The 8,821-nt window shown below is 73.7% G+C and carries 8 protein-coding genes; 7 read left to right on the forward strand and 1 reads right to left on the reverse strand.

All coding sequences use genetic code 11. The features are described 5' to 3' along the window. The 5 genes from IXW69_RS09100 to IXW69_RS09120 form a co-directional block, all read left to right on the forward strand. Positions 1 to 109: integrase core domain-containing protein (locus IXW69_RS09100; RefSeq protein ID WP_194784358.1), on the forward strand; the 109-nt coding region annotated here is incomplete at its 5' end. Positions 110 to 141: 32 nt separating this feature from the next. Further along, complete coding sequence (fmt, locus tag IXW69_RS09105; RefSeq protein WP_194786031.1) at positions 142 to 1,107, forward strand: methionyl-tRNA formyltransferase; 966 nt, start codon at positions 142 to 144, stop codon at positions 1,105 to 1,107. Further along, complete coding sequence (locus tag IXW69_RS09110; protein WP_194786032.1) at positions 1,107 to 2,822, forward strand: RsmB/NOP family class I SAM-dependent RNA methyltransferase; 1,716 nt, start codon at positions 1,107 to 1,109, stop codon at positions 2,820 to 2,822. The genes fmt and IXW69_RS09110 overlap by 1 nt, the downstream gene beginning before the upstream one ends. Positions 2,823 to 2,902: 80 nt before the next feature. Then, a complete protein-coding gene (gene rpe, locus IXW69_RS09115; protein WP_194786033.1) occupies positions 2,903 to 3,583 on the forward strand; it encodes a ribulose-phosphate 3-epimerase in 681 nt (226 codons plus the stop codon). A 4-nt stretch (positions 3,584 to 3,587) separates the two neighbouring features. Next, positions 3,588 to 3,761: a hypothetical protein gene (locus tag IXW69_RS09120; protein WP_194786034.1), complete on the forward strand. Its 174-nt coding sequence runs from the start codon at positions 3,588 to 3,590 to the stop codon at positions 3,759 to 3,761. 123 nt (positions 3,762 to 3,884) lie between these two features. On the opposite strand, the gene IXW69_RS09125 is transcribed toward IXW69_RS09120, so the two are convergent. After that, positions 3,885 to 4,661 carry a DUF364 domain-containing protein gene (locus IXW69_RS09125; RefSeq protein WP_194786035.1) on the reverse strand — a complete coding sequence of 259 codons (777 nt, stop codon included), beginning with the start codon at positions 4,659 to 4,661 and terminating at the stop codon, positions 3,885 to 3,887. Positions 4,662 to 5,261: 600 nt separating this feature from the next. Here IXW69_RS09125 and IXW69_RS09130 point away from each other — a divergent pair. Both IXW69_RS09130 and IXW69_RS09135 read left to right on the forward strand, forming a co-directional pair. Next, entirely contained in the window at positions 5,262 to 7,154 is a 1,893-nt protein-coding gene (locus IXW69_RS09130; RefSeq protein WP_323745263.1) for an acetyl/propionyl/methylcrotonyl-CoA carboxylase subunit alpha, read from the forward strand. A 2-nt stretch (positions 7,155 to 7,156) separates the two neighbouring features. Continuing rightward, entirely contained in the window at positions 7,157 to 8,818 is a 1,662-nt protein-coding gene (locus IXW69_RS09135) for an acyl-CoA carboxylase subunit beta (RefSeq protein ID WP_194786037.1), read from the forward strand. Positions 8,819 to 8,821: the final 3 nt, after the last annotated feature.

The following is an 8,821-nucleotide window of genomic DNA, read 5'->3' on the forward strand; positions in this document are numbered from 1 at the left end:
CTCCAACCAGGAGCGCCGCGACGCCCTTGCCCCCTGGATCGAGCACTACAACACTGAACGCGGACACACCGCGCTCAACGGTCTACCTCCAACCAGCCGACTGTCATGAACCTGTCTGCCACCAACACCTAGACTGGGCGCATGCGCGTCCTCTTCGTCGGCACCCCCGAGGTGGCCCTGCCAGTCCTGCACGCCCTCCTCGACTCGCCCGAGCACGAGGTCGTCGGCGTCCTCACGCGCGCCGACGCGCGCAAGGGCCGCGGCCGCACCCTCCGCCCCTCGCCCGTCGCCGCCGTCGCCCGCGAGGCCGGGCTCGACGTCCGCACCCCCAGCACCCTGCGCGACCCCGAGACCCAGGACTGGGTCCGCTCTCTGGACGCCGACGTCGCCGTCGTCGTCGCCTACGGGCGGCTCGTGCCGCCCGAGCTCCTCGACGTCCCCGAGCACCGCTGGCTCAACCTCCACTTCTCCCTCCTGCCGCGATGGCGCGGCGCCGCCCCCGTCCAGCGCGCCGTCATCGCCGGCGACGACGTCACCGGAGCCTGTGTCTTCGAGCTCGAGGCGGGCCTCGACACCGGCCCCGTCCTCGCCCGGCTCGAGGAGCCGATCCGTGCCAAGGACACCTCCGGCGACCTCCTCGACCGCCTCGCGCAGGCCGGTGGCCCCCTCGTCCTCGACGTCCTGAGCCGGATCGAGACGGGCAGCGCGACCGCGCAGGCCCAGCCCGAGGAGGGCGTCACCCTCGCTCCCGTGCTCGCCACCGCCGACGGCGAGGTCAGCTGGACGGCACCCACGGCCGTCATCGACCGCCTCGTCCGCGGCGTGACACCCGCACCGGGCGCCCGCACCGTCTACGGCGAGAGCCGCTTCCGCCTCGGCCCCGTCACTCCCGTCGACGGCGTCACCGACCTCGCCCCCGGCGAGATCCGCGCGTCCAAGCACGAGGTCCTCGTCGGCACCGGCGACGGCGCCGTGCGCCTCGGTGAGGTCGCTCCCGCCGGCAAGTCATGGATGCCCGCCGACGCCTGGGCCCGCGGAGCCCACCCCGAGCCCGGGGCGCGACTCGGCACCGACACGTCCGCGACGACCGCGGGGGAGGAGGCCTGATGGCCGGCTACAACGGGGGACGTGGAGGCTCCGGCTCCTCTGGACGCAGCGGTAGCCGCCCCGGCGGGCAGCGCCGCTCCCAGGCGGGGGCCCAGCGCCGCGGCCAGGGTCGCGAGCGCGGCCGCGGGAACGAGGAGGGCCGCAACAACCGCGCCCGTCGGGACCAGGGCGACGGTGTCGAGGAGCCCGGGGGCTCGCGGCGCGAGCAGCACGGCGGCCAGCCCCGTGACCGCCGTCGGGAGCAGCGCGGTGGCCGGCCGGGCGACCGCCGTCGGACGGACCGTGACCAGCGTCCCCGCCGCACGGACGCCCGCGTCGACGAGGCCCGCCTCGTCGCCCTCGAGGTGCTCACCAAGGTTCGCGAGGACGGAGCCTTCGCCAACCTCGTCCTCCCACCCCTCCTCGACGAGGCCCGCCTGGGCCGCCGCGACTCCGGCTTCGCCACGGCGCTGACCTACGGGACGCTGCGCCTCCAGGGCCGCTACGACGCCATCCTCGCGCGCTGCGTGGACCGGCCCCTGGACCGCCTCGACCCCGTCGTCCTCGACTGCCTGCGCCTGGGCGCCCACCAGCTCCTCGGCATGCGGGTCGCCACCCACGGTGCCGTCTCCGCCACCGTCGACCTCGCCTCCTACGCCGCCGGCCGCGGCGCCTCCGGCCTCGTCAACGCCGTCCTGCGCAAGGTCGCCGACCGTGACCTCAACGCCTGGCTCGCCGAGATCACCGCCGACGCCCCCGACGAGCTCGAGGCCCTCGCCCGCAGCCAGTCCCACCCCCGCTGGATCGTCAAGGCCCTGCGCCAGAGCCTCATCGCGAACGGCCGCGACGCCGCCGAGCTTGAGGCGCTCCTCGCCGCGGACAACGCCGACCCCGAGGTCGTGCTCTGCGCCCGGCCCGGGCTCATCAGCCCCGAGCACCTCGCCAAGGAGGCCGCCGAGGCCGCCCACGCTGAGCCCCGGCCCGGCGAGACGAGCCCCTACGCGCTCGTCCTGCCCGGCTCCGACCCCGGCCGGATCGAGGCCGTGCGCACCTCGCGCGCCGGCGTCGAGGACGAGGGCAGCCAGCTCGTCGCCCTCATGCTCGCCGACGCGCCCCTCGAGGGCCGCGACGACCGCTGGCTCGACCTCTGCGCCGGCCCAGGCGGCAAGGCCGCCCTCCTTGCTGCCCGCGCCGCACAGCGCGGAGCCCACCTCACCGCCAACGAGGTGACGCCCCACCGCGCCCGCCTCATCGAGGCGGCTGTCCGGGCCGTCCCCGACGGCGTCGTCGAGGTCCGCTGCGGCGACGGCCGCGAGTACGGGGAGCGCGAGCCCAAGTCCTACGACCGCGTCCTCGTCGACGCCCCCTGCTCCGGGCTCGGATCGCTGCGACGCCGGCCCGAGGCCCGCTGGCGCCGTGACCCCAAGGACGTCACCGAGCTCGCCGAGCTCCAGCGCGCACTCCTCACCTCCGCCCTGTCCGCCGTGCGACGCGGGGGAGTGGTCGCGTACGTGACCTGCTCACCGCACGTCCTCGAGACCGAGCTCGTCGTCCGCGACGTCATGAAGGCCCTCGACAAGGAGCGCGAGAGCGTCGAGCTCCTCCACGCCGGCGACGTCGCTACCCGGGTCGCGCCCGTCCCGCCCGCCGGCGCCGAGCGGGAGACCCTCCAGCTCTGGCCCCACACCGAGGGCACCGACGCCATGTACTGCGCCCTCATCCGGCGGCTCCACTGAGTCCCGGCCGATCAACCGGCGCCGCCGGGCCGTCCGCGCGAACCGTCCAGCTCCGACACCACCTGCACCAGGAGAGCACCGTGACCACCACCTCGACCGCCGCCATCCACCCGTCGATCCTCAACGCCGACCAGGCCCACCTCGCCGACGAGCTCGACCGCATCTCGTCCGCCGACGGCCTCCACGTCGACATCATGGACAACCACTTCGTCCCCAACCAGTTCGGCGGCCCGTCCTTCCTCGAGACCGTCCTCGCCAACAGCCAGCTCCCCGTGGACGCCCACCTCATGATCGAGGACGCCGACCGCTGGGCCCCCGCCTACGCCGAGGCCGGCGCCGCGATCGTCACGAGCCACGTCGAGGCCACCGCCGCGCCCTTCCGCCTCGCCAAGGAGCTCCACCGCCTCGGCGCCGGAGCCGGGATCGCCCTGCGCCCGACGACGCCGCTCGCCGCCGTCGAGCACGTGCTCGGCGAGGTGGACCTGCTCCTCCTCATGACCGTCGAGCCCGGCTTCGGCGGCCAGTCCTTCATCGAGGCCACGCTCCCCAAGATCGCCGCCGCCCGGCGCCTCGTGAGCGAGCAGGGCCTCGAGCTGCGCATCCAGATCGACGGCGGCGTCACCGCCCGGACCATCGAGCGGGCCGCCGAGGCCGGCGCCAACGTCTTCGTCGCCGGGAGCGCCGTCTACAAGGCCGACGACGCCCTCAGCGCCATCACCGACCTGCGCGAGCGCGCCGCCTCGCACCTCCATCTGGCCTGAGCCCGTGCTCGTCGTCCTGCGGGGGAACTCCGGCTCAGGGAGGTCGACCGTGTTCGGCGAGGACTCGCTGCGTCGCTGGTACCACGGCTGGAACCCGCTGACCTCGGTCACGGAGCGCCGCATCGGGCCGGAGGAGACGGCCGAGGAGGTCGTCGACAGGACCCTGGCCGGCCGCTGACTCTCAGCCCCTCAGGGGCGTCGCGCTGTGGTCGAGCCGCGCGGTGCCCATGGCGCTGCCGGGACACGATGCGGTCGTGAACGCGCGGCACATGACGGGGTCCTCCCCGTCACCAGGTGCTCGTCAGGGCCGTGACAGCGCCGGCACCAGGTTGACGTGCCTCCCCGACCGGAACTTCCCCCGCCCGCCTCGCTCAAGGGAGGCGATGATCCCCGCGGGGCCCTCCATGACCGTTCCGGACAGGCAGCTGACGCCGTGGGCCAGGAGCACAGGGGACAGCGGCGTCGACGGGCCGAGGACGACGGTGCGGGCCCCGGCGGAGAGCTCCAGCAGCCGCGGCATCGTCTTGTTCGCGAGCGTCGCCGCCGTCATGAGGACGACGTCGGACTCGGGCAGCAGGTACTCGGCGGCGGTGTCCGGGTAGTCGCCCTCCCACGGTGATCGCTCGAGGACCCTCAGCTCGCAGCCGCCGTCGAGGAGCGCCTCGATCCCGCGGAAGTGTCCGACCACGGCGACCCGCTTCCCGGCCAGGTCAGTCAGCCGGCACCCGAAAGCCGTGCCCGCCCCCTGAAGAGTGAGGTCGTCGATGCCGGCGGTGCCCGCGCGCTCAGCAGTGTTCGTCAGGGCGCACAGTGCCGCGCCGCCGAGCGCCGCCTCCACGAGGTTCCAGGAACGCAGGAGCGCCGCCGCGTCTCGCAGTGGCATCCCGACGAGGTCGCCGTCGTGCTCGCGCGGCCGCGACTCGCCGCCGTACTGGCTCGTCACCCCGACGGCGCCGTCCTCGGTCTCGATGAGCGCCCAGGACCCGAGCACCTCAGCGCGGCGCACGCGGGGCCCCGAGGGGACGGCGTCGATGAGCTCGTCGTAGAGGGACCACGGGACGCGAGGCGGGGGAGTCATGCAAGTCCTTCCGGGCAGGGATCCTCACGGTACGTCCGGCGGACGCCGCTGCGTGGCTGGAACGGCGTGGCTGTGTGGACCGGCCGACCTCGGCTCGGAGATCGACCGTCCTTGGCACGAACTCCCGATCTCGGGGCGCGGATGTCCCGATCTCAGCGTCAAGATGTCCCGATCTCGGCGGGAGGAGGCGTGGAGGGAGGGGTGCGTGGGGAACATGTGACTCGTGCGAAAACGGCGTACCGGCTCGACCGTCTGGTTTGCACGAAATGCACAAACGTTGCGCCTCGGTTCGTGGTTCGACCGCGACGACCCCGGATTCCTGCGGGTCAGTCCTCGTCGACGTCGTGACAACAACGTGACCACGCGGCTTTGTGAGGATTCCATAATGGGTTGCCGGCTCGACCTCCTCGTACAGTGGACCCACGGTCGGTATTCGTCCTTCTGCTTGTAGACATAGGCGGATCTGGCTCGCACATGGTCGATGCCCCTGCCTCGGCCTCCGCACACGGCGACGTATCCGCAGCGCCCCGGCCCCGGCACCCGCTCTTGTGGGAGTCCACCGGTCGCGCGGGACGGCGCCCGACCCGTAGGAGCACATCGGTGACCACCAGGACCCTGAACCGCATCCTCATCGCCAACAGAGGTGAGATCGCGCTGCGCGTCGTGCGCACAGTGAGGGACCTGGGAGGCACGTCGATCCTCCCGTACACGCCCGAGGACCTCCTCAGCCCGGCCGCCGAGCTCGCCGACGAGGCCTACGCCCTCCCCGAGGGCTCCTCCTACACCGACGCCGAGGCCGTCCTCGCGATGGCCGTCGAGCACGGTGCCGACGCCGTCCACCCCGGTTACGGCTTCCTCTCCGAGCACGACGAGTTCGCCCAGGCCGTCACCGACGCCGGCATCGCGTGGGTCGGCCCCAGCCCCTCGGCCATGAAGGCCCTCGGCGACAAGATGAGCGCCCGCGCCACCGCCGAGCGCGCCGGCGTCGCCCCCGTTCCCGGCGTCACTGACTCCGTCACCGACCCCGAGACCGTCATTGCCTTCGCCGCCCAGCACGGCTACCCCGTCGCCCTCAAGCGCACCGACGGCGGCGGCGGACGAGGTATCACCGTCCTGCACTCGGACGATGAGGCCCGCACCACCCCCGCCTTCGAGTCCGCCGCAGCCGGCGGCGGCACCCTCATCCTCGAGAAGTTCGTGACGGCCGCGCGCCACATCGAGACCCAGTGCGCCCGCGACTCGCACGGCGCCTTCGCCGTCGTCTCCACCCGCGACTGCTCCCTGCAGCGCCGCAACCAGAAGCTCCTCGAGGAGGCCCCCGCCCCCTTCCTGCCGGAGGGCCTGGACGAGCGCCTCGTCGAGTCCTCCCGCCGCCTCCTCGAGACCGTCGACTACGTCGGCGTCGCCACCTGCGAGTTCCTCCTCACCCCCGACGGCGACCTCTGGTTCCTCGAGGTCAACCCCCGCCTCCAGGTCGAGCACTGCGTCTCCGAGGAGGTCACCGGCATCGACCTCGTCGAGGTCCAGCTCCGCATCGCCGCCGGCGGTCACCTCGGCGGGATCCCCGAGCCTCGCGGCCACTCCATCGAGCTGCGCATCACCTGCGAGGACCCCGCCCGCGGCCTCGCCCCCTCCACCGGCGCCATCACCCGCCTGCGCTGGCCCGCCGGCCCGGGCGTCCGCATCGAGTCCGGCGTCGTCGAGGGCGACGTCGTCACCCCGATGTTCGACCCCATGCTCGCCAAGATCGTCATCACCGGCGACACCCGCGACCAGGCGATCCGCCGCGCCCGCCGCGCTCTGTCCGAGACGATCGTCGAGGGCGTCACCGTGTGCACCGCCCTCCACGAGCACGTCCTCACCCGCCCCGAGCTCACCGGCCCCGACGAGCACGGCCTCCTCGGAGTCACCACCCGCTGGATCGAGACGAGCGTCCTCGACCGCCTCGCCGACCCCGGCGCGACCGCCGACGGCGCCGCCGCGCCCGAGGCCCCCGCCGAGGCGACGTCGAGCCCCCGCACCCGCTCCACCTACGTCATCGAGCTCAACGGCCAGCGCGTCTCCGTCACCGTCCCCGACGGCATCCTCGGAGGACGCGGCCCGCGCCTGGGAGCCTCCTACTCCGGAGGCACCGGCGAACGCCGCATGCACCAGCCGCTGCGCGGACGCGGCGCCTCCCGCGGAGCCCGCGGCACCGAGACGGCCGGCTCCGAGGACCCGAGCGTCATCGCCGCCCCCATGCAGGCGATCGTCACCCGGATCTGCGTCGAGCCGGGCCAGCGCGTCGCCGAGGGTGACCTCCTCGTCGTCCTGGAGTCCATGAAGATGGAGAACTACGTCCACGCCCCCGCCGACGCCGTCGTCGCCGAGATCCCCGTCGGGGCCGGACGCACCGTCTCCGCCGGCGAGGTCCTCGTGCGCATGCGCCCCAGCCAGGCGGCCGCCCCGGAGCAGGCCGCCGACGCGTCCGCCACCACCGAGCAGGAGGCCTGAGCATGACCGCCACCTTCCCCAAGACGGGACCCAGCGCTCCCACGTCTGGCACGCCCGCGGGCGCCACCACCCCGGCCGCCCCCGAGACCGCCACCCTCGCTGACTCCGCCGCCACCTGCGCCTTCCGCGAGCGCATGGCCCGCGTCGACGCCGAGGCCGAGGAGCGCGCCGCCCAGCGCCAGCACGCCAAGGGCAAGCAGACCGCCCGCGAGCGCATCGACGAGCTCGTCGACCCCGGCTCCTTCCTCGAGATCGGCCGCTACACCGGCTCCGGCGCGGGGGACAAGGCCCGCCCCTCCGGCGTCGTCACCGGCTTCGGCCAGGTCGACGGCCGCCAGGTGGCCGTCTACTCGCAGGACTTCTCCGTCTCCGGCGGCGCGCTCGGCTCCGTCGAGGGCGACAAGATCGTCCGTCTCCTGGACGACGCCCTGCGCCTGCGCATCCCGATCATCGGCCTCATCGACTCCGGCGGCGCCAAGATCCAGGAGGGCGTCGGCGCGCTGCGCCAGTACGGCCGCATCTTCAACCGCACCTGCGCCGCCTCCGGCCTCGTGCCGCAGATCAGCGTCATCCTCGGCCCCTGCGCCGGCGGTGCCGTCTACAGCCCCGCGCTCACCGACTACATCGTCGCCACCCGCGAGGCCTCCCACATGTTCGTCACCGGCCCCGACGTCGTGCGCGCCTCCACCGGCGAGCAGATCAGCGCCGAGGAGCTCGGCGGCGCCGACATCCACGGCTCGGTCTCCGGCGTCGTCCACTACGTCGCGGAGGACGAGTCCGACGCTCTGGCCCAGGTCCGCACCGTCCTGGCCTACCTGCCGTCCTCCTCCGACCTCGAGGCCCCGCGCTACGAGTACGAGGACGTCGACCGCGCCGACGATGAGGCGGCCGCTCGTGCCGTCGGCTCGCTCGTGCCGGCCTCCACCCGCCAGCCCTACGACGTGGTCGAGGTCGTCTCGGCCCTGGTCGACCACGGCGAGCTCGTCCAGGTCCAGGAGGACTTCGCCGGCAACGTCGTCGTCGGCTTCGCCTGCTTCGAGGGACGCCCGGTGGGCGTCGTCGCCAACCAGCCCATGGTCGACGCCGGCACCCTCGACGTCGACGCCTCCGAGAAGCTCGCCCGCTTCGTCCGCTTCTGCGACGCCTTCGGGCTACCCGTCGTCACCTTCGTCGACGTCCCCGGCTACCGCCCCGGCGCCGAGCAGGAGCACGCCGGCATCATCCGCCGCGGCGCCAAGGTCATCAACGCCTACGCCACCGCCACCGTCCCCCTCGTCACGATCGTCCTGCGCAAGGCCTACGGCGGTGCCTACATCGTCATGGGCTCCAAGGCCATCGGCGCCGACCTCAACTTCTGCTGGCCCGGCGCGGAGATCGCCGTCCTCGGCGCCCAGGGCGCCGTCGGCATCATCCACCGCCGCGACCTCAAGGCCGTCCGCAAGGAGCAGGGCGACGAGGCCGCCGCCACCGAGCAGGAGCGCCTCGTCGACGAGTACACGGCAGCCGTCATCAACCCCGACAAGGCCGTCGCCATCGGGGAGGTCGACGCCGTCATCGCCCCCGAGGACACCCGCACCGTCATCGTCGACTCCCTCGCGGCCCTGTCCGCGAAGCACGACGCCCGAAGCACCACCGCCAAGAAGCACGACAACGGCCCGCTGTGAGCG

The sequence above is a fragment of the Actinomyces haliotis genome (assembly GCF_015355765.1).
Taxonomy (GTDB): Bacteria; Actinomycetota; Actinomycetes; order Actinomycetales; family Actinomycetaceae; genus Actinomyces; species Actinomyces haliotis.

Excerpts from the sequence above, each read along its gene's own strand:
- fmt (WP_194786031.1), top strand. The coding sequence starts at position 142 with ATGCGCGTCCTCTTCGTCGGCACCCCCGAGGTGGCCCTGCCAGTCCTG.
- IXW69_RS09135 (WP_194786037.1), top strand. The coding sequence starts at position 7,157 with ATGACCGCCACCTTCCCCAAGACGGGACCCAGCGCTCCCACGTCTGGC.
- IXW69_RS09110 (WP_194786032.1), top strand. The coding sequence starts at position 1,107 with ATGGCCGGCTACAACGGGGGACGTGGAGGCTCCGGCTCCTCTGGACGC.
- IXW69_RS09125 (WP_194786035.1), bottom strand. The coding sequence starts at position 4,661 with ATGACTCCCCCGCCTCGCGTCCCGTGGTCCCTCTACGACGAGCTCATC.